19 protein-coding genes are annotated in these 26,575 nt (G+C 45.2%); 13 read left to right on the top strand and 6 right to left on the bottom strand.

Annotated features, from left to right (window positions below):
- The first annotated feature begins 387 nt into the window (after nucleotides 1-387).
- Both G6N79_RS16560 and G6N79_RS16555 read left to right on the top strand, forming a co-directional pair.
- Nucleotides 388-3,567: a SusC/RagA family TonB-linked outer membrane protein gene (locus G6N79_RS16560; protein WP_103905721.1), complete on the top strand. Its 3,180-nt coding sequence runs from the start codon at nucleotides 388-390 to the stop codon at nucleotides 3,565-3,567.
- An 18-nt stretch (nucleotides 3,568-3,585) separates the two neighbouring features.
- Entirely contained in the window at nucleotides 3,586-5,085 is a 1,500-nt protein-coding gene (locus G6N79_RS16555; protein WP_103905720.1) for a RagB/SusD family nutrient uptake outer membrane protein, read from the top strand.
- A gap of 54 nt (nucleotides 5,086-5,139) precedes the next feature.
- Here G6N79_RS16555 and G6N79_RS16550 read toward each other — a convergent pair whose 3' ends face one another.
- The 6 genes from G6N79_RS16550 to G6N79_RS16525 all read right to left on the bottom strand — a co-directional run bounded on the left by G6N79_RS16550 (nucleotide 5,140) and on the right by G6N79_RS16525 (nucleotide 10,671).
- Nucleotides 5,140-5,844, bottom strand: a complete 705-nt coding sequence (locus G6N79_RS16550; RefSeq protein WP_103905719.1) for an FkbM family methyltransferase — start codon at nucleotides 5,842-5,844, stop codon at nucleotides 5,140-5,142.
- A gap of 46 nt (nucleotides 5,845-5,890) precedes the next feature.
- Nucleotides 5,891-7,255: a pyridoxal-phosphate dependent enzyme gene (locus G6N79_RS16545; RefSeq protein WP_103905718.1), complete on the bottom strand. Its 1,365-nt coding sequence runs from the start codon at nucleotides 7,253-7,255 to the stop codon at nucleotides 5,891-5,893.
- A gap of 50 nt (nucleotides 7,256-7,305) precedes the next feature.
- Entirely contained in the window at nucleotides 7,306-8,145 is an 840-nt protein-coding gene (locus G6N79_RS16540; RefSeq protein WP_103905717.1) for an AMP nucleosidase, read from the bottom strand.
- 62 nt (nucleotides 8,146-8,207) lie between these two features.
- Nucleotides 8,208-9,458, bottom strand: coding sequence for an ATP-dependent Clp protease ATP-binding subunit ClpX (gene clpX / locus G6N79_RS16535; protein WP_103905716.1), 1,251 nt, complete (start codon nucleotides 9,456-9,458; stop codon nucleotides 8,208-8,210).
- Between the two features lie 5 nt (nucleotides 9,459-9,463).
- Nucleotides 9,464-10,162 carry an ATP-dependent Clp endopeptidase proteolytic subunit ClpP gene (gene clpP, locus G6N79_RS16530; protein WP_103905715.1) on the bottom strand — a complete coding sequence of 233 codons (699 nt, stop codon included), beginning with the start codon at nucleotides 10,160-10,162 and terminating at the stop codon, nucleotides 9,464-9,466.
- 38 nt (nucleotides 10,163-10,200) lie between these two features.
- Nucleotides 10,201-10,671: a type I restriction enzyme HsdR N-terminal domain-containing protein gene (locus tag G6N79_RS16525; protein ID WP_103905714.1), complete on the bottom strand. Its 471-nt coding sequence runs from the start codon at nucleotides 10,669-10,671 to the stop codon at nucleotides 10,201-10,203.
- 72 nt (nucleotides 10,672-10,743) lie between these two features.
- Here G6N79_RS16525 and holA point away from each other — a divergent pair, with 72 nt between their 5' ends.
- The 11 genes from holA (at nucleotide 10,744) to G6N79_RS16470 (ending at nucleotide 26,460) form a co-directional block, all read left to right on the top strand.
- Nucleotides 10,744-11,751: a DNA polymerase III subunit delta gene (holA, locus tag G6N79_RS16520; protein ID WP_103905713.1), complete on the top strand. Its 1,008-nt coding sequence runs from the start codon at nucleotides 10,744-10,746 to the stop codon at nucleotides 11,749-11,751.
- Between the two features lie 593 nt (nucleotides 11,752-12,344).
- Nucleotides 12,345-12,908 (top strand): RNA polymerase sigma-70 factor, encoded by a 564-nt coding sequence (locus tag G6N79_RS16515; protein ID WP_103905712.1) that lies wholly within the window; start codon nucleotides 12,345-12,347, stop codon nucleotides 12,906-12,908.
- A gap of 172 nt (nucleotides 12,909-13,080) precedes the next feature.
- On the top strand, nucleotides 13,081-14,226 hold the full coding sequence (locus G6N79_RS16510; RefSeq protein WP_103905711.1) for a FecR family protein: 1,146 nt from the start codon (nucleotides 13,081-13,083) through the stop codon (nucleotides 14,224-14,226).
- A 92-nt stretch (nucleotides 14,227-14,318) separates the two neighbouring features.
- Nucleotides 14,319-18,395: a SusC/RagA family TonB-linked outer membrane protein gene (locus G6N79_RS16505; protein WP_146060592.1), complete on the top strand. Its 4,077-nt coding sequence runs from the start codon at nucleotides 14,319-14,321 to the stop codon at nucleotides 18,393-18,395.
- Between the two features lie 65 nt (nucleotides 18,396-18,460).
- Nucleotides 18,461-19,783 (top strand): RagB/SusD family nutrient uptake outer membrane protein, encoded by a 1,323-nt coding sequence (locus tag G6N79_RS16500; RefSeq protein WP_164527220.1) that lies wholly within the window; start codon nucleotides 18,461-18,463, stop codon nucleotides 19,781-19,783.
- 8 nt (nucleotides 19,784-19,791) lie between these two features.
- Nucleotides 19,792-21,300 carry a BT_3987 domain-containing protein gene (locus G6N79_RS16495; RefSeq protein ID WP_103905708.1) on the top strand — a complete coding sequence of 503 codons (1,509 nt, stop codon included), beginning with the start codon at nucleotides 19,792-19,794 and terminating at the stop codon, nucleotides 21,298-21,300.
- 12 nt (nucleotides 21,301-21,312) lie between these two features.
- A complete protein-coding gene (locus G6N79_RS16490) occupies nucleotides 21,313-22,413 on the top strand; it encodes a TlpA disulfide reductase family protein (protein ID WP_160003671.1) in 1,101 nt (366 codons plus the stop codon).
- Nucleotides 22,414-22,442: 29 nt separating this feature from the next.
- A complete protein-coding gene (locus G6N79_RS16485) occupies nucleotides 22,443-23,144 on the top strand; it encodes a DUF4369 domain-containing protein (RefSeq protein WP_160003669.1) in 702 nt (233 codons plus the stop codon).
- A gap of 16 nt (nucleotides 23,145-23,160) precedes the next feature.
- Nucleotides 23,161-24,270 (top strand): TlpA disulfide reductase family protein, encoded by a 1,110-nt coding sequence (locus G6N79_RS16480; RefSeq protein WP_160003667.1) that lies wholly within the window; start codon nucleotides 23,161-23,163, stop codon nucleotides 24,268-24,270.
- A 1-nt stretch (nucleotide 24,271) separates the two neighbouring features.
- Nucleotides 24,272-25,210 carry a S1 family peptidase gene (locus tag G6N79_RS16475; protein WP_103905704.1) on the top strand — a complete coding sequence of 313 codons (939 nt, stop codon included), beginning with the start codon at nucleotides 24,272-24,274 and terminating at the stop codon, nucleotides 25,208-25,210.
- 5 nt (nucleotides 25,211-25,215) lie between these two features.
- Nucleotides 25,216-26,460 carry a thioredoxin family protein gene (locus tag G6N79_RS16470; RefSeq protein ID WP_103905703.1) on the top strand — a complete coding sequence of 415 codons (1,245 nt, stop codon included), beginning with the start codon at nucleotides 25,216-25,218 and terminating at the stop codon, nucleotides 26,458-26,460.
- Nucleotides 26,461-26,575 lie beyond the last annotated feature (115 nt).

The raw sequence follows: 26,575 nt of genomic DNA, 5'->3' as shown, positions 1-26,575 counted from the left end.
TGCCTGAACAGTGTATTGCCATTTTCATATCCCTTTCCATAAAACATTAATAAAGTACTGATATATATGGTGGAAACGGATCAATTTGGGTTTGAATCCATTGAATAATTTTAATTATCTAAATAGATTGATTTGGAATTTGTGGAAAAATTAAAAAGGCTTCAATTAATTCTATTGAAACTAAACCAATTTTTTATATCATTTTTTATTTTATTGAATAAAAATTGGTTTGTTGTATAATTATTTAAAGGCTAAATGGCATATGTTGTTATAACATTAATAAATATGCGTTAAAATTTGTCATTTTTTTTAGTAGTTTCGCGTCGAATTACACTTTTGCCGTAAATCTAAAGGAAATTATTAAAAACAATTAACAATCAATTTTTTATGAAACACAAATTACTCTGTTTTATTGTGGCTTTTGTTTGCCTAATTGGGCAATCGATTGCGCAGACGCAAAATGTGAGTGGAACTGTGACTTCCTCAGCAGATGGACAGCCCTTATCGGGGGTTTCCGTTCGTGTCGTGGGAACAACAAATGCCGCTCAAACAGATGGGTCCGGAAAGTACACATTGAGCAATGTTGCCGCTGGTAGCACGCTTTCCTTTTCGTACATCGGATTTACATCCCAAACCGTAACCCTTGGTAACAGCAATACCATCAATATTGAACTCAGCCAAGCTGGGGAAGCATTGGATGAAGTTGTCGTTGTTGCCTATGGTACAGCAAAGAAATCAGAAGTGACAGGTTCCATGGCTACAATGGGCGCTGAAGACCTAGAGAAACGTACCGTAACGAACGTATCCAATGCTTTGGCAGGTATGGCTCCAGGTATTTCGGTTTCTTCAGGAAACGGACAGCCAGGATCTGGTGCATCCATCCGCTTACGTGGTATCGGTTCCATGAGTGCATCAAGTTCTCCATTATATGTAGTGGATGGTGCAGTTTTCGATGGAAATATCGGTGATATCAACAGTGATGACATCGAGAGCATTTCCATCTTGAAAGATGCAACCTCAGCAGCGCTTTATGGTTCACGTGCAGGTAACGGTGTGATCATGATCACGACCAAGAAAGGTCGCGGTGCAACGCGATTCAATGTTGGCCTGACACAGGGTATTACCCAACGCGGAATCGAGGAATATGAAACCGTAGGTATCAACGATTATTACCCAACGGTTTTCCAGGCCATCAAGCACTCCCGTATGTTCCCTACATCTGGAACACCTGCAACCGAAGAAGATGCAAACCGCTATGCTGTAGACAATATCAAACGCCTGTTAGCTTACAATCCATTCAATGTCGCAGACAATGAGGTTGTAGATCTTAATGGTGTCATGAATCCAAATGCAAGCTTGAAATACAATGACTTCGACTGGTTCGACGCCATCCAACGCGTAGGTAAGCGTACGAACGCGAATGTGAACCTAAGCGGAAGTAACGATAAGACTGATTATTATGTTTCTTTGGGTTACCTGAATGATGAAGGTTATATCTTGAATTCGGATCTACAGCGTTTCAATGGCCGTATGAACGTAAATTCACAGATCAAAGATTGGTTAAAAGCTGGCGTGAATATATCGGGAACGATGTCAGAAGGCTCTATGGCTTCCGATGCGGCGACAGGTAATGCGGCTTCTTACGTAAACCCATTCTCCTTTATACGTGGATTGGGATCTATATATCCTGTACATGCATTTGATGCAACAACAGGTGCGCCGGTAATCAATGAGGTTACAGGTGAGCACTACTACGACTATGGTATGCACCCGGGTGCAGTGAACAGACCAAGCGGTGCAAGTCCGGGTAGACACGTGATTTACGAGACCATCTTGAATACCAACTATAACAAACGTGCTGTTTTGGGCGGTCGTGCATTCGTGGAAATTAAGTTCTTGAAGGATTTTACCTTCACGCCTTCCGTAAGTGTGGATTTGACCAACAGAAACCGTGACTACTCTTGGAACAATAGAGTAGGTGATGGTGTTTCCTACAATGGACTTGGTTCCTTCCAGAATGACATCACAAAATCATATACCTTCAACCAAGTATTGCAGTACAGAAAGTCTTTCGACTTGCATAACCTAACTGCTTTGGCGGGTCATGAAAATTACGATTACGAATTCAGTACGCGTAACACAACAAAGACAGGTCAGATTACGTCCGGAATTACGGAATTGGATAACTACGTAACGCCACTTTCTTCAGGTGGTTACAAGAATGTGAACCGTTTGGAATCCTATTTCGGTAAAGCATCCTACAACTACGATCAAAAATACTACGCTGATGCATCCTTCCGTATGGACGGATCTTCCATCTTCGACAACGAAAAGAGATGGGGTAAATTCTTCTCTGTAGGTGCTGCTTGGGCAATCAATAAAGAAGCGTTCCTTGCGGATGCGTCTTGGATCAATGACTTGCGCTTGAAGGCTTCCTATGGTCAAGTAGGTAACAATAACCTTTTGGATGTGAATGGCAACCGTATTTACTACGGATACCAGGCGCTTTACAACTTGGGATGGTCCAATGGTGGTTTGCCGGGAACAATCTTGAGCTCACTTCCGAACCCGAACCTAACGTGGGAATCTTCCAATACCTTCAACGTAGGTGTGAACTTCGCTTTCTTGAATAACAGATTGCGCGGGGAAATGGAATTCTACAAACGCGGTTCAGACCAATTATTGCTATCCGTTCCTAGAGCGCTTTCATCTGCGGTAAGCAGTGAGTTCATGAACGTAGGTTCCATGTACAATACAGGTTTTGAACTTTCCCTATCCGGTGATATCGTACGTAACGAAAACTTCACCTGGACCATGACAAAGAACATTACCACCTTCAAGAATGAAATCACGAAAATGCCAGTGGAGAACCCTGTAATTACTTCCGGAAACAAAAGAAGAGAAGTAGGTAGGGATTATTACTCATTCTGGTTAAGAGAATATGCAGGTGTGGATGCAACGGACGGTTCATCACTGTACACGCCAGCGGATAACGCACCAGCTTCTGCCTTGCGTACCGTTGATGGCAAACAGTATGTTACCAACCAAAACTTCGCAAAATTTGTTTACTCAGGAACTTCCATTCCTGATTTGATGGGGTCCATCATGAACTCGTTCAGCTATAAGGATTTCTCCCTATCGTTCTTATTGAACTACCAGATCGGTGGTCAGATCTACGATAGCCAGTATGCAAGTTTGATGAGCACGAATGCATATGGAAAATCATACCACGTGGATGCCATGAACGCATGGACAACGTCCAACACTGGCAGTACTATTCCACGTTTGGATCAGGCGAACAATGCAAATATCAACGCAGCTTCAACAAGATGGTTGATCGATGCTTCATACTTGAGTATTACCAATGTGAATTTCCAATATAAATTGCCGACAAGCCTAGTGAACAAGATCGATCTTTCTTCAGCACGTGTATTCTTCACGGGAGAAAACTTAGCCTTGTTCTCAAAGCGTACAGGTATGAACCCAACGGAAGGATTTGATGGATCAGTATCGACAACGTATTTGCCGACCCGTATTTTCAGCTTGGGTATTAATGTTGGTTTTTAATCAAACAATAGAAAAGAAATGAAAAAAAGAAATTTAACAATATTGGGTACTGCTTTGCTTCTATTGTTTAGCGGTTGTAAAAAAGATTACTTAGAAACATCCCCAACAGATAAAGTATCGAAGGAAGAAATCTTCAGTTCCATTGCCAATGCCAATACAGCATTGAACGGTATTTACAGATTTATGTTCGAACGTACGCAGGTGGTTTCCTGGAACGTGCAGAATAAACCAGGTGTAGGCGGTATTATGTTAGGCCTGGACTTTATGGGCGAAGACTTGGGTATCAGTGATGCCAACTGGTTTACTTCTACAGGTGAAGGAAACTGGCAGGGGGGTCGTAACGACAACCATGCGGTTACGGAATATTATTACCGTACGTTCTATAAGATTATTGGTGATGCCAACTTCATCCTTGGTAACGTCGATCCGATCCCAGGAACAGATCTAGAAAAGAATACCTTAAAAGCGCAGGCTCTTACGCTAAGAGCGTATGCCTATTCAAACTTGGTGCAGTTGTACGCGAAGCGTTTTGATGCGAAAACCGCAAACGATCAATTGGGTGTACCTTTGGTATTGAACTTTGAAGATGGCGCCCTGCCAAGATCCACGGTTAAGGAAGTGTATGATGCCATCATTAAAGATTTGGAAGATGCAATTGCCTTGGATATTACATCTCGTGCAAATAAGTCCCAGGTGAATCTACACGTAGCTTATGGTATCCGTGCGCGCGTAGCATTGACCATGCAGGACTATCCGAACGCTATAAAATATGCGAAATTGATCATTGACTCCGGTGCTTTCCCATTAATGAATGCGGAGAATTACCAAAAGGGCTTCAACGACGCAACCACGTTATCCGAATTCATGTGGGCGTCAATGCCTACTCAAGATCAGATGGATGCTTTCGGATCCTATTTTGCGCAGATCGCCTACAATGCGAACACTTCGTTTATGCGTGCGAATCCAAAACGTATAAACTCCGCTTTATACAACTTAATTCCGGCATCTGATGTACGTAAGAAAATGTGGGAACCAGAACCTACGGCAGCAAACTTCCCATTGCCATTGGCTTCATTCTCACGTCAGCCATATATGTCCCGTAAATTCTCGATCAAGACTCCAGGTGGGGCATTGGGCGATGTGCCTTTGATGAGATCTGCAGAGATGCACCTGATCTTGGCTGAGGCCTATGCTGGTGCAGGGCAGACTGCCAACGCTCAAGATGCTTTGTATACCTTCACAAAAGTACGCGATCCGGAAGCTGTGAAATCAACAAAAACTGGAACCGCTTTATTGGAGGAAATCTGGATAAACAGAAGAACGGAACTTTGGGGTGAAGGGTTCAGGTTCTATGACCTGAAACGTCTGAACCAACCTTTGGATAGAACAAAAGCACCAAACTTCGTTTCCTCAAGTGTAAACAGTTTGATGGAAGTAAAAGCAGGTGCGCCGGAATGGCAATTCTTATTCCCATTGGCAGAAATAAATGCTAACGGTGCGATCGAACAAAACGATTAATAACCGGTATTTGTTAAACGATGAGAGCCTGCAAAATTTTTTGCAGGCTCTTTTTTATTTTGTCTTTACCAAAGAGATCTCTTGATAGGTATCCGATATCGCGAATATGCGGTAGCCATGATCATGGAGTAGTGAAAAGAATTTTTGCCCCTTGGCCTTGCCGTCCGCAAAGAATCGCTCATGTGTTTCCACCAGAATCTGGCCAATGCTGATGCCGGAATTAAGGATCCCTTCCATGACCACATATTCCGAACCCTCGATGTCCATTTTCAGGACATCTATGTGGCGGTGCCCCAGGTCTAGGGTAATATCCGTAAAGCTCTTGAGCAGCACTTCTACGGAATTGTGCTCATCCACAAGAGAGTGGTCGTACACGCTACCCGATACATGATCCTTGTTCTTGGGCAAGTGGAAAATCACATGCTCCGTTTTCTCACCGATACCGAAAGGATGGAAGTAGAAGGTTTCCGGTGTTTCATTGTTCTTTACCCAATTGATGGATTTCGGCGTCGGGTCAAAACCATAGACTTTGCAACCGTGCTTGGCAATCATCGCTTTATCGAAGGAGATATCCTCACCGATACCGAAGGAATATACGATGGCGTTGGCTGGTACGAGGGTAGGGTCGACATAAAAACCACCATAGCCATTTCCATACCACGCTTTCTCGCGTTTTTCTTCAATATCAATAAATGCAATCTTTCCTATACGGGCTTTCACCCAGTATTCGAACCGTTTAAGTCTATCGTTTCTTTCCATTCGCTCAGGTTGATATTTTTAAATATACCCAAAAAATGGAAAAATCCTAAACCTCTGAAATGGCGTTGATGATATCGTATTGCGTAATGATATTGATCTTCCCGTAGGCATCTTCCACCAGTACGGCCTGTGTATCCTTATTGATCAAACCGGAAATCTTATCGATCGATGTGTTCAGGTCCACGAAAGGAAATGGCTTGGATGATATTTCTTCCACGGCCGACGATTTCAATGCCGGGTTTTCCAGCAATGCCGAAAGGATGTCCGATTCCGTAACCTTGCCGACCACCATACCCTGTTGGGTCACAGGTATTTGGGAGATGTTCAGCGATTTCATGGTGTTGAAGGTCTCCAATACCGTTTGGTTGGCATCCGCCGTCACGATGGCCTGTTCACCACGTTTTTTGAGGATGGCCTGTGCGGTCAGTTTCTCGTCCTTCAGGAAGCCGCGTTCGCGAAGCCAATCTTCGTTGTACATTTTCCCCATGTAGCGGGAACCGTGGTCATGGAAGATGATCACCACCACATCATCTTCTTTCAGGCTGCCGCTCAATTGTAACAAACCGGCTAATGCTGCACCGGCAGAGTTGCCGGCAAAGATCCCTTCCTTGCGGGCAAGATCCCGCGTCATTAGGGCAGCATCCTTATCGGATACCTTTTCGAACAGGTCGATCTGCGAGAAGTCTACGTTCTTCGGCAGGAAATCCTCACCGATCCCTTCGGTAATGTAGGGGTAGATCTCTCCTTTATCGAAGATGCCCGTTTCCTTGTATTTCTTGAAAATGGAACCATAGGTGTCGATCCCCCAAACCTTGATGTTCGGATTCTTTTCGCGCAGGTATTTGGCAGTTCCGGAGATGGTACCACCAGTGCCTACACCCACCACCAAATGGGTGATCTTGCCTTCCGTCTGTTCCCAGATCTCGGGGCCGGTCTGCTCATAATGCGCTTTGGTATTGGATAGGTTATCGTATTGATTGGCCTTCCAGGCATTGGGCACTTCCTTTTCCAATCGGCTGGAAACCGAATAATAGGAGCGGGGATCCTCTGGATCCACGTTCGTCGGGCAGACGATCACTTCCGCACCGAAGGCGCGCAAAGCATCGATCTTCTCTTTGGACTGTTTATCCGTTGTGGTAAAGATACAACGATACCCTTTTACGACAGCGGCCATGGCCAAACCCATCCCTGTATTGCCCGAAGTACCTTCGATAATGGTACCTCCAGGTTTCAGCAATCCTGCTTCTTCGGCATCCTCAATCATCTTGAGGGCCATCCGATCCTTAATGGAGTTGCCGGGGTTGGTCGTTTCGATCTTCGCCAGGATTGTCCCCTTGACGTGTTTGGTTATCGCGTTCAATTTGACCAACGGCGTATTGCCGATGGTCTCTAAGATGTTATTGTACCACATAGGTGAAGTAGTCTAGTCTGTTTGTTGTCTACTACAAAAGTAGATATTTTTTAGAACTTCAGGTGTTTTACCGTCAAGCCGTTGTTGATCAGTTGCTTCAAGGCGTCGATACCAATCTTCACATGGGTCTCCACATACGATTTGGTAACTGTCACATCCGATTTGTCCGTTTTTACACCTTCAGGAACCATCGGTTGGTCCGAAACCAGGAGTAAAGCACCGGTAGGGATCTTGTTGGCGAATCCCACGGAAAATATGGTTGCGGTCTCCATATCCACAGCCATGGCGCGGATGCTCTTCAGGTACTTCTTGAACTGCTTATCATGCTCCCACACGCGGCGGTTGGTGGTATACACCGTACCGGTCCAGTAATCCCGTGAATGGTCGCGGATGGTCGTGGAAATCGCCTTCTGGAGAGCAAAGGACGGTAAGGATGGAACTTCCGGCGGTAGGTAGTCATTGGACGTTCCCTCGCCGCGGATGGCAGCGATAGGGAGGATCAACTCACCGACATCGATTTTCTTCTTCAGCACGCCTGTCTTGCCCAGGAATAGGACCGCTTTGGGCTTGATGGCTGTCAGCAGGTCCATAACGGTTGCCGCAACAGGGCTACCCATACCGAAGTTGATGATCGTGATGCCATTCGCCGAACAGGTCTGCATAGGTTTGTCCTCGCCAAGAATCGGCGCATCGTCGTGCATCTGTGAAAATAACTTCACATAATTGCTGAAATTCGTCAATAATATATATTCCCCAAAATCTTCCAATTTTCGGCCCGTATACCGTGGAAGCCAATTGTTAACAATATCTTCCTTGGTCTTCAGCCCAGCTTTGATCGGGGAGTTCACTTCTTTTACCTCTTCTTTGTTTTCGTCTTTCTTGTTCGTCATAATCTCATAATTTATTTTGCCTATACAAAAAACCCTCGCCAGTAAGGCGAGGGTTTAGGTGGTTAAGCAACTTGTAATTTTTTGAAATCTGTTTTTGCAAATTTGTTCTTTGCATAGTCCAGCGTTATCTGCAAGGTCTTCTCGTCCTGCTCGTCCTTGCTCGTCGGCGTTTCGAACATCGCATCGAGCATGATCGCTTCGCAGATGCTCCGTAAACCGCGGGCGCCCAGTTTGAACTCCCAAGCCTTATCGACAATGAAGTCGTACACTTCAGGGTCGAAGGTCAGTTTCACACCCTCGTATTCGAACAGCTTAATGTACTGTTTCACGAGCGCATTCTTCGGCTTGGTCAGGATGTTCAATAAGGTCTCCTTGTCCAAAGGATTCAGATGCGTAAGAACGGGAAGACGACCGATCAGCTCCGGAATCAATCCGAAGTTCTTCAGATCCTGCGGCGTGATGTACTTGTACAGGTTCTCCAAGTCGATCTCCTGATCCTCGTCTTTCATTTTATAACCTACAGTCTGCGTACGCAGTCTGTTTGCAATCTTTTTCTGGATACCATCGAAAGCACCACCACAGATAAATAGAATATTGCTGGTGTTCACCGAGATCATTTTCTGATCCGGGTGCTTACGTCCACCCTGCGGTGGAACATTCACGTTCGTACCTTCCAGGATTTTCAGCAAGGCTTGCTGAACACCCTCACCGGAAACATCACGTGTAATGGATGGGTTGTCGCTCTTTCTGGCGATCTTATCGATTTCATCGATGTAGATAATGCCACGCTCCGCTGCATTCACATCGTAATCCGCAGCCTGCAATAGGCGGGTCAGGATACTTTCCACGTCTTCACCGACATAACCGGCTTCGGTCAGGACCGTCGCATCAACGATACAGAAGGGAACATTCAAGATCTTCGCTACTGTTTTCGCCAATAAGGTCTTTCCGGTACCTGTTTCGCCGACAATGATCAGGTTCGATTTCTCGATCTCGGTCTCATCGTTGTCAACGCGTTGGTTCAAGCGTTTATAGTGGTTGTAAACCGCTACAGAGATTACCTTTTTCGCATCATCTTGACCAATAACATATTGGTCCAAGTGATCCTTGATCTCTTTCGGGCGTATTAATTTAAGAGCAGTTTGAATAGATTTATTCTTGCGCTGCTTAAGCTCTTCCGCCAAAATCTCCCCAGCTTGTTGCACACATCTGTCGCAGATATGCGCCCCATCGCCCGCAATAAGCATTTGGGCCTCGTTTTTACTGATGCCGCAAAATGAGCAGTGGATATCTCTATTGTTTGATTTACTCATTATAATTATTTTGTTTCTTTCTTCGGCATTAATACCTCATCAATCATACCAAATTCTTTAGCTTCGGTAGCACGCATCCAGTAATCACGGTCTGATGACTTCTCAACCCACTCGTAAGTCTGGCCGGAATGCTCAGCGATGATGGTATACAACTCTTCTTTCAATTTCAACATTTCACGAAGGTTGATCTCCATATCGGAAGCCACACCCTGTGCACCGCCGGAAGGTTGGTGGATCATGACGCGTGAATGGCGCAATGCCGCACGCTTTCCTTTCGCACCTGCAACCAATAATACAGCACCCATAGAAGCTGCCATACCGGTACAGATCGTTGCCACATCCGGAGAGATGTACTGCATGGTATCGTAAATACCTAATCCTGCATACACACTACCACCCGGAGAGTTGATATAGATCTGAATGTCGCGCTGTGCATCGGTCGATTGCAAGAAAAGCAACTGTGCCTGCACGATGTTCGCAACTTGATCGTTGATACCGTCACCCAAGAAAATGATGCGGTCCATCATCAAACGGGAGAAAACGTCCATCTGCGCCACGTTCAACGAACGTTCCTCAATGATGTACGGTGTCAGATTGGAAGGGATCTGTTGCTGTAATCTGGAGATATATCCATCAACATGTTGGCTGCCAATTCTATGATGCTTGATAGCATATTTTCTGAATTCGTTTTTATCTATATTCATGTGTGTCCTACTTTCTTCTTGCTAATATAATATTTATTTTAATATCCAAAATCCAACTGACCAAAAGATGGCAATTCCCTTAGAAAACTGAAATCTCCCTGGTCGAAGTTTATCTTACAAAAATAGTGCTCGATTCCATTACTGACCAAAAGCAGCGGAATTTTATAGATGGAATTGTAATTTGCGATCTGTTCGAAGGTTTTTTCGGTTATTTTGACAGATGGCGCTTTGAATTCTGCCAAAAGAACACGTTCCCCCTTTTGGTTGTAGATGACCAGGTCGCTCCGTTTCTGCAGTGTATTCAACTGCAACCCGCCCTCGATCTTCATCAATGGATAGGGATATTGATAGGTTTTGTTCAAATGGCTGACCCAATGCTGCCGAACCCATTCCTCAGGCGTCAGCAACAGGTGTTTCTTCCGAAGTTCATCGAATATGAAATACTGCTCATGTTTTTTGCTGATCCGGGCAGGAAAGGGAGGTAAGTTTAAGGGGACAGGTTTAAACATCTGCAAATTTACGAAATTTATAGGCGTCTTCCAACTCTGTAAATTCTCGTTATTTTTGTACTTTCGTACAGCATGAATACCCAATCCATATTATCCGATATCAAGAAGAAGAAGCTCGCACCGGTGTATCTGTTGCACGGTGAAGAGCCTTATTTCATCGACCTGATTGCCGATGCCATCGAGCATACGGTCCTTGACGATGCCCAAAAGGGCTTCGACCAGACCGTCGTTTACGGGAAGGATACGGATTTCAGTGCCGTGATCAGCATGGCCAAGCGATACCCCATGATGAGCGATCATCAGGTCATTGTCGTGAAGGAAGCGCAGAACCTGAAATGGAAGGATGACGACCTGCTCCAAAAATATCTCGAAAACATCACCCCAACAACTGTCCTGCTGTTCGCCTACAAATATGGGAAGTTCGATAAGCGCAAGAAGACGTATAAGCTGATGGAAAAGGCGGGGGTCGTCTTGGAATCCGCTAAGCTTTATGACGATAAGGTTGCCGGCTGGATCAGTGAGCAATTGGCCGCCAACGGAAGGAAAATCCACCCGCAGGCAGCTGCCCTGATGGGGGAATACCTTGGAACGGATCTCTCCAAGATCAACAATGAATTGGAAAAAATCCAATTGAATATTCCCAAGGAGAAAGAAATTACGGCAGCAGATATCGAGCAGAATATCGGAATCAGTAAGGACTTTAACGTCTTTGAACTCAATACGGCTTTGGCCAAGCGCAATGCCGTCAAGGCATTCCAGATAGTGGATTATTTTGCCGCCAACCCCAAGAGCAACCCCATGCCGGTGGTGATCGGTTCCTTGGGCACCTATTTCACCAAGATCCTGAAATACCATTACCTCCCCGACAAGAGCTCCGCAGCAGCGGCCAAACAACTGGGGGTGCATCCATTCTTCGTTAAGGAGTATGAGTTTGCGGCACGGAATTTCAACCGCCGGAAGACCTTCGATATCATCCACCACATCAAGGAATTCGACCTGAAATCCAAAGGGATGAATGTCGGGCATCTGACGGATAGTGGTGACCTATTGACCGAGCTGATCTATAAGATCTTAAATTAAACCTATCTATAGGATTATTTTTGGTAGCATAGCTGCTGTAAATTTTGGATTTGTAAGAAGGAATTACTATTTTTATTCAGCTGTTTATCAATGATATACAGTTTAATCCTCTCCGATAATATTTTGTTTATTTCATAAAGGAAACTAGTATTTGTTACCAATAACATAATAGTAACACGCTCTCAGGTTTTGTCTTTTTCAACAGATTCCGATTATTTTTTTCAATTCCAAAATTGTAAAATTTCTTGAAAACTGTCTTTCAGGCTACCTGGACCTTGTTTGAGGTGCGTCCGAGGTGCGGCCGTGATGCATACGTGGTGCGTACGTGTCTATAGGCACGCTCTCACCACGCTCTCATGTCAGACAAGGTCCGGGTGGTAGTAAATGATTCAGTGTACGCAATCCATGGTCATAAACACCCTTTATATGTGATTTAGGGTAGTTTTATAGGTAAATAAAATTGTGCTGAAATAGGTTAAATTCAACATATAGTTAAAGGAAATGGAGGATTTTCACTAGTTTAGTGTTAATTTTATTGCCAAATTTTACGCATAGGGTAATTTAGCTGTTTATTATTTTCGGAGTTTATTTCAATGGACAATTTTAAGGATCGTAGTGATGAGGAATTGCTGCAATTGCTGAAGGATGGAAATCCGAAGGCTTTTACAGCGATTTATAACCGTTACTGGGATAAACTATACGTGGTAGCGGCAAATAAAATGAGCGACCTGTACCAAGCGCAGGAGCTTGTCCAAGAAATCTTTCTTGACATCTGGAAAAGAAGGGCGGCCATAACCCTCAACAGCAGTTTAAATGCCTACCTGGCAACAGCGCTCAAATATAAGATCATCAATTGGCGCCACCGTAAGACCATCGAACAGCGCTATGTGGATCATGCAAAGGTGGCGGACGAGCAGGAATACTCCATGGAAAATTACCTGCAGTTCGAAGAACTCAAAGCGAAGTTGGAAAGGTTGGTTGCCAAATTGCCGGAGAAATGCCAATTGGTCTATAAACTCAGCCGGGACGAAGGCCTTTCCCAGAAGGAGATCGCCAAACAACTTGACATTACCGAAAAGACCGTTGAAGCCCATCTCACCCGTGCACTCAAGGTACTCCGTTCTGGATTGCGCATGATTCTTTATTTTTTCTGGTAAAGGGACATAACGCGAAATAGTGTTTAATGTGTTGTGTTTCAGTTTGTTTGAACTGATATTCGCGACCATAAAAACATAGCGTTAAATTTTTATTAATTTTTTTTAAAAATCAATGTAGGGATATAGGGGAGTTAACTGATTATATAATTAGTAACCGATAATAATCCCCTCAATGGATAACAGACGATTAGCTGAATTAGAAAAAAAATGGCTTGACGGCTCCATTACCGAGCAAGAAGCACAAGAATATTCCAACTGGTATAATTTGGGTCAGAATGACCCGGTTGAGATACCTTCCGATATTGCTAGAAGCAAGGAGGAGCATCAATTGAAGATGCTGCAATCCATTATGGCCAAATTGGAACAGGATAATCCTGTCCAGCAACCTGTGGAACCGGTTCGACCGTTGATACCGCGCCGTGTTCTCGCTGTGGCCGCCACCATCCTCCTGATGTTGGGCATTGGCGCAGTCTGGTACTTCAATTCCAGACCCACAGATGAAGCGACTTCCATTGTACAATACGATAAAAAGCCAGGCCAATCCGGACTGGTAATCACCTTACATGATGGTCGAGAGTTATTGGTGGATTCCATTCCCAATGGGTTAATTGCCGAAGAAAATGGCATACAGATCATCAAGCGCAATGGCGTGATCTATTACGAAGGGAATTCCAATGCAGTGGTTAACCATACGGCAAGCACGCAGCGCGGACGTAAATATCAGCTGGTTCTTCCGGACGGCAGTAAGGTATGGTTGAATGCGGCATCCAAACTGACCTATCCCAATGAATTTTCAGGCGATGACAGGCAGGTCCAGTTAGAAGGGGAGGCCTATTTTGAGGTAGTTTCCAACTCGAAAAAGCCTTTCACGGTACGCGCCGGAGGGCAGGAAGTACGCGTACTGGGCACCCATTTCAATGTGAACAATTATACCGATGAAAACCATATCACCACCACACTTCTGGAGGGGAAAGTGGAAGTGAAGACCAATGGCGATGCCCTCATGTTAGCTCCGAACCAACAGGCGATCAGTGCCAACCATGGCGGTGCAATCGCTGTTTCCAAGGTCGATGCGGCAGCAAGTATCGGTTGGATGAAGGGCGAATTTAATTTCAACAATGCCAATCTGCGCACCATCCTGAACCAAATAGCCCGATGGTATGATATTGACGTAAAGATCCTGCCAGGGGTCAACCAGAACCAGGTATTCTACGGGAATACCAGTATGAACCAGAATCTATCTGAAGTGCTCAAGGTGCTTGAGCTCAGCGGAATCCACATGAAACTCGAAGAGAATACATTAATCGTTAAACCATAACCAAAGAATTTTTAGAAAAAAGCATGCGTGGGGAAAAGCATACCTTTTTTCTCGGGGAATTTTACACACAATTATTAATTGAAATACCTAAAATGAGAACCGCACTAACTATTTTAATCTTCAGTCTCCTTTTCATTGTTCCGGCAATGGCCCAAAAGGTAACCCTTCGGGAGAAGGATGCCCCTTTGGAGGATGTGCTGCAGAAGATTAAGAAACAGACCAATTATGATGTCTTCTACGCAGGAATTATCATCAGCAAAGCGGCACCCGTTACCATCAATGTGCGTAACAAAGAGCTTTTGTTGGTGCTGAATGAAATTTTCGATGCACAACCTATTTCCTATTCCATTGCCAACCGGACCATTGTCCTAGGGGTGAAGAAACGGGAAAACCAACCGATTACCAAGGAAGAGGAAGAGATGATCGCGGACCATGATGTGGCGGATCCCTTGGTTCCGGGAAGGGTGATAAATCAGCAGGGTGAGGTCATGGCCGGGGTAACCGTATTGAACTTGAAGGACAGTCTCAACAAACGTGGTGTGACGGATAGGTCAGGACGATTTTCCATTACCGCCAGTCGCGGGGATCTCATCAGTTTCCGGTCACAGGGCCATAAGGAAAGCATCATCATGTACCGAGGAGAACCTTCCCTGAAGGTACAGATGTTCGAACGTGTATATGAAGTGGAGGATGTGACCATCGAAGCGAAAGTAAAGGAAAAACTTAACCTCAATACCCAGATTGACCTTTCGAATCGGGGCTACATGAACCTTGGGCAGATCCTGCAGGGAACCGTTCCGGGGCTTACCTTGCAGATTTTACCGTCCAATAAAAGAAAAGTTATCGGGGTGAATGTAGGTACTAGACCTGCCGGGGAATTGATTATAACTTATTACACCGTTGAACAGTACCTGCAGCGTGACCCGCAGTTCGGCCCTCAGGTTATCCAAGCGATCGAACGCGGATTGCCACCGCCTCCCGGTGCTGGAGCGGTATTTCCTGTTTTCAGTACAACGTCCAGCGTGACCTTGGTTCCCGAACTGCGCGGATCTGCCAGTTTCGGAAATACCGAAGGCATGATGGTAGTTATCGATGGATTCCCGGTGGAGGAATTTCCCGCAGATTATCCAATGGCCAATGTGGAATCCGTAGAAGTGATCAAAGATCCTCAGGAATTGATCAAATGGGGACCTAAAGCAACGGCAGGGATCATCCTTATCAAAACTAAGGGTGGCGAAAATCAAAAGGTAAGCATAACCTACAGTACCAATATGTACTATAAGCCAAAGCCAAAGTATAGTGTGCAGGACTTGGGTTTAGCGACATCGGCGGATTTAGTGGATCTATTCAAGAGCATAGCCGATTCCTCAGCCTATGTTACCGGGGAAAGTTTTGCCGAGTCAACGGATATTTCCACCATCTTATTGAATAGGCTATACAACAAAACCATTACAAGAGAGCAATTCAATCGCTCGATGGATTCCCTGGCCCTTTTGTCGAATGAAAGCCAGATCGGCCTATTGCAACAAAATGCTTTTTCCATGAACCATTTATTGAATGTTTCGGGGGGCAGTACGAAACACCGTTTTGCTGTGACAACCAGTTACAGCAACGCCAAATCCAATGGATTGGGCAACAATGCGGATGCCTATACGATGGACATTAAAAATGATTTCAATTTGCTGCAGGGTAGATTGAAGATGAAATGGATCATGAACGGCGGATATTCCAAATCAAATGAAGGGGGGAGTGATATTTCCGTTTACAATTTGCCGAGACCCTATCAGCTTCTCCTTGGAGCAGATGGTGGATATGTGTATGATTATACGATTTTACCGATAGAGCGAAATGCCCTGATAGAGCAAGCGGGATATTTTAACCATGGTGTCAATGTTTTGGAAGATTCGCGACTGAAGAATTCCATTACACGAGGATGGCATGCACAAACACGCCTAGATATGGATTGGGAAATTCTGAAAGGACTAAAATTCATCAATTCCGTGTATTACCGTAGGCTGCATAATAAAACCGAAAATATAACCGATTGGCGATCGAGCGAAGCACGACAAACATTTAATAGATACGGTTCTCCTACGGCAAATGGGGTCGATTTCCATGTTCCTGTTGGCGATATTCTGCGCAAGTCTTCCAATATGCAGGAACAATTGAGTCTTCGTTCTGCTTTGCTTTATAAAAAACAGATCGGCGATCATTTAATCGGTGTGAGTGCCGGAGGTGGTCTAGGTAGTGATATCTATGAAATCCCTTCCTTTCCAACCCAGTATGGGTATAACCAAGAAACAGGGTATTCAACCCCGGTATATATTCCTGTGAATCCAGATGGCGGAGTTCGGGGGTTCAGATCGGTGTACAGCACGGAAACTTCGTTGGAACGCCTGAACTACTTATTTACGCCCAACATGGGGGTGAAAACTATCCGCCGAAGCATGAATTACAACGGTGGTTTGAATTATGTCCTAAAAGATAGCTTGATCAGATTAGATTTCAATTACGGAGAAATTTTGTCACCCAATTATGGGATGCCTACGTACGCAAGAACCCAGACGTATTCGGGCGAACTGAACTATAAATTTGAAAGGGATTGGTTGCCAACTTGGATAAGCAATGTCACATTAGGTACGGGCTACGTAAAGAATAAATTGCCCGATATTCCTAAACCCATCAGCGGTAGCAGAACACTACAGCCTGACTGGAATACGTATGGAATTTGGGTAAATAACTATCTGCCCATTCAACAAAGGGGGCAATCCTCGGAGAACCTATTCCAGAAGGTGACCCTAAATCTGTTCAACAAGCAATTGGCGTTAAGCGCAACGTATAACACGCAAACCATGTACGGTATTCCGTATTCGGGGAATCTCAACGATACGACTTCGACTGATATGAAGCGCACCTTGGGTTACCTTGGCTTTAAAGCGGAGGGTTTCCTTCGGGATGGGAATCTATTATTTACGGCACGTTATGATAAGTCTCCAGAGGGACAATCGCAGATCAATGCAAACCTGACCTATGATATCAAGCACGAAAGTTATTTCCATTCCGAATATATCAGTAGCCTGTTGGTGGGTGGTACCATTCAAAATACCAGTTCCTTCCAAGGTATGGGGCTGATGATGGGAACCAATGCGCCACAGGGCGGTGGCTTCAGTTTGGCTACCAATACCAATTTCGGACTGATGCCGCCGAACAACCGAAATATCGAGGTGTTCGCGCAAATGGGGATGAACAATGAAAAGACACGTATCGATATTCGGTATTATAACCGTTCGGACATCGGTATTTCGAACGGCATTCCCACCACGCCTGACCCATCTACGGGCTTGCAAAATGAGGTGACCTACAGTAACATTGTCAATCGGGGTGTGGAGTTTTATATCAAATCGGAGTTCATCAGTAAACCTAGATTCCGGTATTCTGCAGGTCTGAACGGAGCATACAACCAGAACTTTGCCGCTGAGGTGCCTGATCCACCATACCGGACCGACAACTCGTACCTGACGGCCTACCGCAAAGGGTACAGCACCAGTAATGTTTGGGGATACCGTTGGGCAGGTTTGGATGCACAGGGAAATCCACAGATCTACGATAAGAATGGGAATCCAACGGCGACGCCGGATAGCACGACTTTGGCTGAGGGATTGGTGTATATGGGTGTCACGCGTGCGCCTTGGACAGCAGGTATTATTCAGGATGTCACCATTGGTGATTTCTTCGGTCGAGCGACCTTATTGGTCAACCTGGGCGGTGTGATGAAACGGTATATCCCGACACCATCGAAATCCTTCGAGAACAGTGCCCTCATCCGTGACCGTTGGCGGAAACCCGGCGATGAAGCCTTTACAGATGTGCCGGCACTTTCCAATGAATCCATCGGATCGTACAGGAATTATCTAACCCAGAACTCTTCCAACAGCTTTTTCTCCTCAAATTTTGTCCGCGTACAGGAATTGATGGTCGGTTGGAAGGCACCAGCTGATATGTTCAGCGGGAAATATATGCAAAGTTTATCGGTAGCTTTCCACGTGCAGAATTTGGCTTTTTGGACGCAGAACAAATACCACCTGGATCCAAATACCGTGGATAATCAGGGGCGTCCAGGCCTACCGATCCCTGTGCAGTATGGTTTAACATTGAATACGTCATTTTAATAGGGGGAAACGTTATGAAATCGAAAATATTAAGTCCACTATGTATACTAAGCGTCATCCTGTGTATGGGATGTAAGAAGTTCTTGGACGTCCTTCCTGATACGGCAACGGTCAATCCGTCCACTGTCGCAGATTTTGAAGAAATGATCAACCACGAAGATCTTTCCAAATGCAGTTTCTATATGGCTGATCTGATGTCCGATGATGCTTACTTCGAAAAGAATATTGAAAAGGATTATTATGCGAATGCCTATTTCTGGCGCGATAACATCTGGACAGCGGGAGAGGATGATAAAACGTACAATAAAGCTTATGAGATCATTCTTCAGCTAAATATTATCCTCTCGAAGTTACCTACGATTACGGTAAATAATCCGAGTGAGGAATCCACGAGGAGCGTACTTTTGGCGCAGGCCAAAATCCATCGGGCATGGTTTTACCTACAGTTGGCGAATGTATACGGAACGGATTATACCGCAGGGTCGGTTGATAAAAATCCTGCTGTGCCGTTGGTACTTGATCCAGGGCACACAGAAAAGAAAGGAAGGGCGACGGTAAAAGAAGTCTATACTCAGATTCTCAAGGATCTAAATGATGCGGTAGCGACTGCGGAATTGCCGGAAATGGGGAAATCGGTCATTCATCCCGGGCGTGCATCTGCATTGGGTCTTTTAGCACGTACCTATCTGTATATGGGTGATTACGCCAATGCGGAGAAAAATGCAACTGCTGCTTTGGCCATTCGGGATACCCTGCTCAATTTCAAGGAGATCAAATATTATCCATTATCGCTCTTGGATCAAGCCGAGAGTCCGGAGGTCTACCTGGCCAAATCCGGGGAAGATGTTGATTATTATGTGGTCCACCGCAAAGCCATTGATGCTGACCCCATGTTCTTGGCAACTTTTTCTTGGGATGATCTTAGGAAGGAAAGGGCTTTCGGTTATGGAAAGACCTTCGTGCACCGATCCGGAAAAATGACCTTTAATTACAGTATTGGTGTGACTGAAATGTTGTTTATCCAAGCAGAATGCCTGGCCAGAAAAAATCAGACCGCAGCAGCACTCAATATTTTGAATAGAATACAGCGTGCGCGCATGGAAGGACCTTCGGACCTGACCGCGACGAATGAGGAAATCCTTTCGCTTGTTTTCGCTGAACGTAGAAAGGAACTGTTTTTTCATGGAGGATTGCGGTTGTTTGACCAGAAAAGGATGAACCGGGACCCCAAACTGCGCAAGACAATAAAACGTGTATTATATGATGATTGGTCGGATGAAGTGGTGGAGGAATATGCAACCTTGGAACCGAACAGTCCGAGATACCTGATGCAGATCGCGCCAAAAATTATTGCGATCAATCCATTAATTGTTCCTAATCCAAGATAACCTAAACCATGAAAAGATTGAAATTCCATATGCTTTCGCACACCCAGTTTTTGGTGCTGTTTGCGTGTAGCCTATTCTTGATGATGAGCTCCTGTAAGAAGGAGAATTTAGGGGAACTGGAGGATATTGCCAAAGATCTTGGGGAATATCAGGCGAGTTCGATCGGTGAAGCGACCTCGACGTACCTTGGTGATTCGGCGATTCGCAATTTGACCAAATTTGCACCATTCTTTGTGCCAGAAATAAAAGAGGCCGGAGCAGAACCTACAGTGATCGCTGCAACCATCGACCTCTCCCTACTGAAATTTTACGACAGCTTGAATTATGTGAAATCATTGCCCTTCCCTCAAAAGGCTTTTCGATTAAAGAAGAATACCGTGGTGGTCGAGGAAAATGCAACAAAGGCTAAGGATTCCCTGATTATCGAGCTACAGGATGGCTCTGGATTAACCGCAAACAGCGTATATGTTATTCCACTTCGCTTGCAGGTGGAATCCGGACCCGGACAGTTAAAAGGCAAGGTGATGTTCGTGAAAATGCGCTTGTTGGCATCCTACATCCGTGGGAAAATGGAGACCTTTTCGAGAGCGAAAAATTTCTACAACCTCACGGGCAGGAATCCTTATATCTATGGGCAGTTTCAAAACCTGATGATCAATGGACAGCCTGATGCCGGGAATACCGTTGCTTTTTCTGCGAAGATTTCTGAAGCGGTACCTACCGATGTGGTCAGTAAAGTCAAGGTTGACCGTTCGCCGGAAACCTTGGCGTATTTTGCCAAAGCAATCAATGCGCAGGTGGAATATGTACCCGATGGGGCCTATAAAATCCTAAAGGATAGCGTGACGATCAAGGAAAATCAATGGTCCTCACAGGATAGTTTTAAGGTGGAAATTGACTACAGTAAACTGGATGCTTCCGGATTGCAAAAGAATTATGTCTTGGCGGTCCGCCTCGAGGATAAGAGTCGTCCGGGACTTTTGGCTCCCGACAGTGCATCGAAGGGTGATCTGGCCTTTATTCAAATAAAACATACCTCCGCAGAAACGAAAAATATTGCCATCGGCAATGACGGTCTGACCGGTACGGAAATGAAACGTAGCCAATGGGTTGCAACTTCTACAGAAGCCGATACGGAAAATCCAGCGAAAAATGTGCTGGACGGAAAGATCGAAACCTATTGGAAATCTGAAAAGTATGTTTCGGCTGCACCCCAAAGTTTAATCCTGAATTTAGGCGCACAGAAAAAGGTGAAAGGGTTCTTCTTTACGCCTCAATACGACGACACGTACAATGATTTCCGTAAAATACGCGTATTCTCGAGTCAGGATGGCACCAACTGGAATTATGAAGGATATTATATGCCAGGTGGAATCTATTGGGATAGTTCAATAGAAAATCCAGATATCAAAACCCTTCGTTTCCTAAAACCTGTCGATGCTCGATACTTTAAGTTTGAGGTGATGGAAAGTATTAATGGAAATACGGCAATTGCTGAAGTCAAGGGCATAGAATAAAAATAGATGAAGATGAAGAAATACATAATTATCGGAGCATGCATCGGCCTACTTTCCTTAGGAAATAGTGTGATGGCGCAGGAAAATTTTACCGTAAAGGGCAAGATCACGGGCTGGCAGGGAAAATATATTCATTTGGAGACTCGCGGCAACCAGGTGCTGAAGGATTCGGTGGAAAATAAGGATGGAAGCTTTGAATTTAAGGGACAGGTCCACGGGGCGACAAATGCCTTCCTGGTTTCGAAGGATGAGCAAAACCCGGTCTTCCGATTTTTCTTCCTCGAACCCGGAACAACAACCATTCAGGGAGAATTTGATAACCTATCCACTGCGCAGGTATCAGGTTCGGATTTGTCGGCGGCTTATCAGCGCATCAAGAACATCCATGAGGTAAAGAAAGCCAAGATCGATAGCATCTATAATTTTATCCATTCGGAGAAGGACCAAGCGAAGGTAAAGGGGTATTATCGAGAGATCGAAGCCTTGAATGCAAAGGATGTGGAGGATGTGCGCGCGTTCATCACTGCCAATCCGAAAAACCCAGGTGCCATCTATGAATTGTTCACCATCTCGGGAAATGTGGATTATCCAACGTTATCGGCATTGTACAACACCGTGGATGCTTCGGTGAGGGATTCCGAACAGGGTAAAGATCTCAAAGCCTATGTCACCAACTTGGGGAACATCCAGTTGGGGAAAATAGCGCCGGACTTTGTGCAGCCTGATTCTACCCAAAAAGAAATTCGGTTAAGCGATTTCAAGGGCAAGTATGTGCTCTTGGATTTTTGGGCCAGCTGGTGTATTCCATGTCGGAAGGAACACTCCAATTTATTGGCTGCCTATAAAAAATATAAAGATAAGGGTCTGGAAATCCTTGGCGTGTCTATCGATACCAAAGAGGAAGAATGGCGTTGGAAAAGAGCCATTCAGAATGACGGTGTCATCTGGCCACAGGTGTCGGATCTCCGCGCACAAAAGAATGCTGCAGCGCAGCTTTATGCCATCCAGGTCGTACCGACGAATTTCCTGATCGACCCTTCCGGAAAGATAATCGCCAAGAATCTTATGGGTGAAGAACTGAACAAGAAGCTGGCGGAATTGCTGGGACAATAATGAGGTATAGAAAACAAAATATAAGATTGATGATGAAAGATATCGTAAAAATTGGACTTGCCAGCATCGGTTTAGTACTGATGACCATGCAAGGATATGGACAAGAAAAATATGCTGTCACCGGAAAGATTTCCGGTTGGCCGACAGAAACTGTATACCTGGTTCGTCAGGGCAATTACCCTGGTGTAGATTCCGTACAGACACAAGATGGATCCTTTGCCTTTAAAGGAACGATTGCGGGACCAACAGTGGCTTACTTGATTACGGCGAAGAAAGGTGGTGTTGCGAAGTTCTTGTATGTAGAACCCGGAGATATCACAGTCCAAGGGGCATTCAGCTCGCTGCAAGATGTTGATGTGCAGGGATCGCCCAGCTATAAGGATTACTTGGCGCTGAAAAAGGGTCATGAGGAAATCAATACCAAAGCCGCCCAATATACCCTGCAAATCGAGGAATCGGAGGACGATGAAGAAATTCAGGCCTTGAACAACAGTATTGCCAACTTAAGAGAAACGGGGGTGAAGTTCTCGCAGGAATTCATAAAAAGCCATCCCCAAAGTGCGGTTAGTCTTGCAGAACTGAAGAGCTTAACGGATGTTTTGGAAAATGCTGCGCTTGTTGCCCTTTTCAAGGGGCTGAATGAGCAGGTGAGAACCAGTCCGGAAGGCCTATTTATTGGCGAAAACCTGAAATACATGGGTACGGATGTACGTCCATTGGAATCTAATTAATGTAAAAACGGAAAGAATGAAAAAATCAACAATACTCAGGAGTTTAGTTATCGCATCGGTGCTTACCCTGCCAGCTTTGGATGTATTCGCGCAAACGAGCTTTACCCTGAAAGGAGATATTGAATCTTGGCCTACAGACTATGTGCATCTGATACGCCGCGGGAATTACCCTGGCGAGGATTCCGTAAAAGTAGAGGATGGAAAGTTCGCCTTCGCAGGCGAGATTCCAGGACCTACCAATGCCTTCCTGGTTGCGAAACTGCCGGAAGGACCCGTAGCGAAATTTATCTATATCGAACCCGCAGATATCACCGTTGCAGGTACTTTTCAAGACCTGAAGAACTTGAAGGTCTCCGGTTCGCCAACATTTGCCGATTATGAAATCGTCAAGAAATTTGATGAGGATTTTGAAGCGAAGGTCCGGGCACAGCAAAAAGAACAAGCCTCAAGAACCATGAGTACAGAAGAGAGTAAGGCTTTTGACGATCGCATCGATAGCCTGTACAAGACCAAATATGCTTTTTCGGAACAGTTCATTAAAGATCATCCGAACAGTGTGGTCAGTATTTCGGAAATCCTGACGCTTTTTAACGGGCGGAAAAAAGAAGTCATTCAACAATTGTTCGATGGCCTCTCCGAAGAGGTTAAGAACACACCAGGTGGGGAGGTCGTTGCCTACAACTTGGAGCAATCAAAAGCGTTATCCGTGGGAAGCATTGCGCCGGATTTTACACTTCCGGATGTGGATGGGAAACCTGTTAAGCTTTCTGATTACCGGGGCAAATATGTGCTGGTGGATTTTTGGGCGAGCTGGTGTGCTCCATGCCGTGCGGAAAATCCCAATCTGGTTTTGGCGCATCAACAGTTCAAGGAAAAAGGTTTCGATATCCTTGGCGTATCATTGGATAAGAAGGAAGCAGAGCCCATGTGGAAGAATGCCATCAAAATCGATCGATTGACCTGGACGCAAGTATCCGACTTGCAAGGGGTAGATAATGAAGTGGCCAATGCCTATGGTGTGACGAGTATTCCGGCAAATTTCCTGTTGGATAAGGAAGGGAAAATTGTCGCGGTAAACCTCAGAGGAGCTGAGCTCATCAATACATTGAAGGAAATATTAAAATAACATGATGTTATTCGGAAAGAAATACTGTTTTCATATTTTGTTGATGGTCGGGCTTGTGCTTCCCCAGGTACAGGCTTTTGGCCAAAACAAGGCAGATAGCCTGTTTGTGGACGATAGCCGATATGCAGTAGGGTTGGAGGAGAAAATTCTACAAGCGGCATCCGCTAACAAGGGGAAGACCATCGTGCAATTTCAACAGGAGAATAAAGGACTGAAAGATGATGCGCCGGTTAGCTGGCAGCAAAAAGAAGTTCGGAAGGTGGATGTGCTTTCCGTAAAGGAGCTCTATGCCACCAAGAAACAGGCAGTCTTAATTTTGGGTAGGCTGAATCATGCCAACCCCGAACTCGCTCCTTTGGCGGAACCGCTGGCAACAGCGTTCGTGATCAGTCCGGATGGGCTCTGTGTCAGCAACCACCATGTGCTATCGGAATTGATCCATATGCGCAAAACGGAGGGAAAGGACGCGGGGAAAGTGGACAGCAGCATGTATTACCTGCAGGATTATAATGGGGAAGTGTATACAATAGATAAAATATTAGCTTATTCGGCGAGCAACGATGTGGTCCTTTTCACGCTGCATCGACCGGGAAAGCCGATGCCTTACCTCGATTTGGGTGCACCCTTGGCCGTTGGCGATGAGGTATTTGTCATCGCTCATCCCGAGCAGAATTATTATTTCCTGACATCGGGATTGGTTGCCAAAAATAGAAAATTGGTGAACCCTGCGAATCCAAAGCAACGGCAGTACCGCATGACGATTACGGCAGATTATGCAGTAGGATCCAGCGGTGGTCCCGTGTTGAATAACCGTGGTCAGGTGGTCGGCATCGTATCATCTACAAGCAACATCTATGGGTCAAGGGTGGAAAAGACACCCCTGCAGATGGTGCTGAAAAATGGCATCGCTGTTCTGGCCATTCATGAACTATTAAATTAAGAGATATGAAAAAGCTCATGGTACTGCTCTTGCTATTTCCCTGTGTGCTCATGGCGCAGGAGAAAGGGATTCAATTTGTAAAAGGATTTAATTGGGAGCAGGTAAAGGCGAAGGCAAAGCAAGAAAACAAATACATCCTGATGGATTGCTACACCAGTTGGTGTGGCCCCTGTAAGGTGATGGATAACACTGTTTTCCCGGATGAGACGATCGGGGAGATCGCGAATGCCAAATTTATTTCCGTGAAGGTACAGTTTGATGAAGATGAAGCGGGTGACCCCCTCAAGAAAGAATGGCTTGCCCAGAGCAGGACGTTTGTTAAGGAATATAAGGTCAGTGGATATCCCACCTTGCTCTTCTTCAATCCTGATGGAGAGATTGTGCATAAAACAGTTGGTTTGCAACGGGTACCCCATTTGAAAGAAACACTGGAAACCGTTACGAATCCGGACTACCAATACTTTACGTTGAAGCGTGCAGTTGCGCAAAATCCGAATGACAAGGATTTACAGTTCAAGAAGATTGAAGCCGCGAAGCGAGCTGGAGAACTCTCAAAGGATGATGTATCGGATTATATTGCCATGAGCGGTGGCTTGAACAGTGCGCAGAACGCCAAGCTTATGATCACCAATACCAACTCCTCCAAAGATGCCACTTTTCAGGAACTGCTGAATAAACGCGATAGCCTGAACGCATTGCTTGGAGAAGGGGCAACAGAAGAACGCTATTTTGGTATTATCTACTTTGAAAATCTGCAGAATACGTTGGGAAGAAAAAGCCCTTCGGGATACTATATCCTGAGCACAACTCCGGACTGGACAACTATTGAGCAAAATATCAAAGCAAAACATCCCGAGCGCATTCAGGAATTTATGGATTATGCAAAGATTCAATTCTTTAAGGCCGCCTATCAATGGGATAACTTTGCAAAGGCATTGGAAACCTACCGCGCTGACTATCCGAACAGTACCAGCGACCCGCTAAAGCGGATGTATGCTGGCGATGTCGCATATTTCGTAAAAGATGTGGATGTAAAATACATACAGGGCGTTCTGGACTGGAGCAAGGCCGCTTTCGAGAAATCAACGGATGATGTGGACCAAATGAATTATGCCCTTCTGCTGTACCGAACAGGCGCTAAGGACCGGGCAATTCCCATCATGGAAGAACATATCGTATTTGCACCGGCAAATGTTCAACAAAACTATGCTGACCTGCTGGATAAAATGAAATTGGGTAAAATGCTGTAGATTATTTATGTGTAAATAGCAAGCAGCTAATTGGACAGCCGAGTCGTGATGATTCGGCTTCCTTTTTTTACGGATAACGGGATATAGCCATCGGACAGAGGTTAAGATCTTTATA

The organism is Sphingobacterium lactis, assembly GCF_011046555.1.
GTDB lineage: Bacteria > Bacteroidota > Bacteroidia > Sphingobacteriales > Sphingobacteriaceae > Sphingobacterium > Sphingobacterium lactis.
The sequence above is the reverse complement of the archived record's forward strand: the minus strand, read 5'-3'. Positions and strand labels throughout refer to the sequence as shown.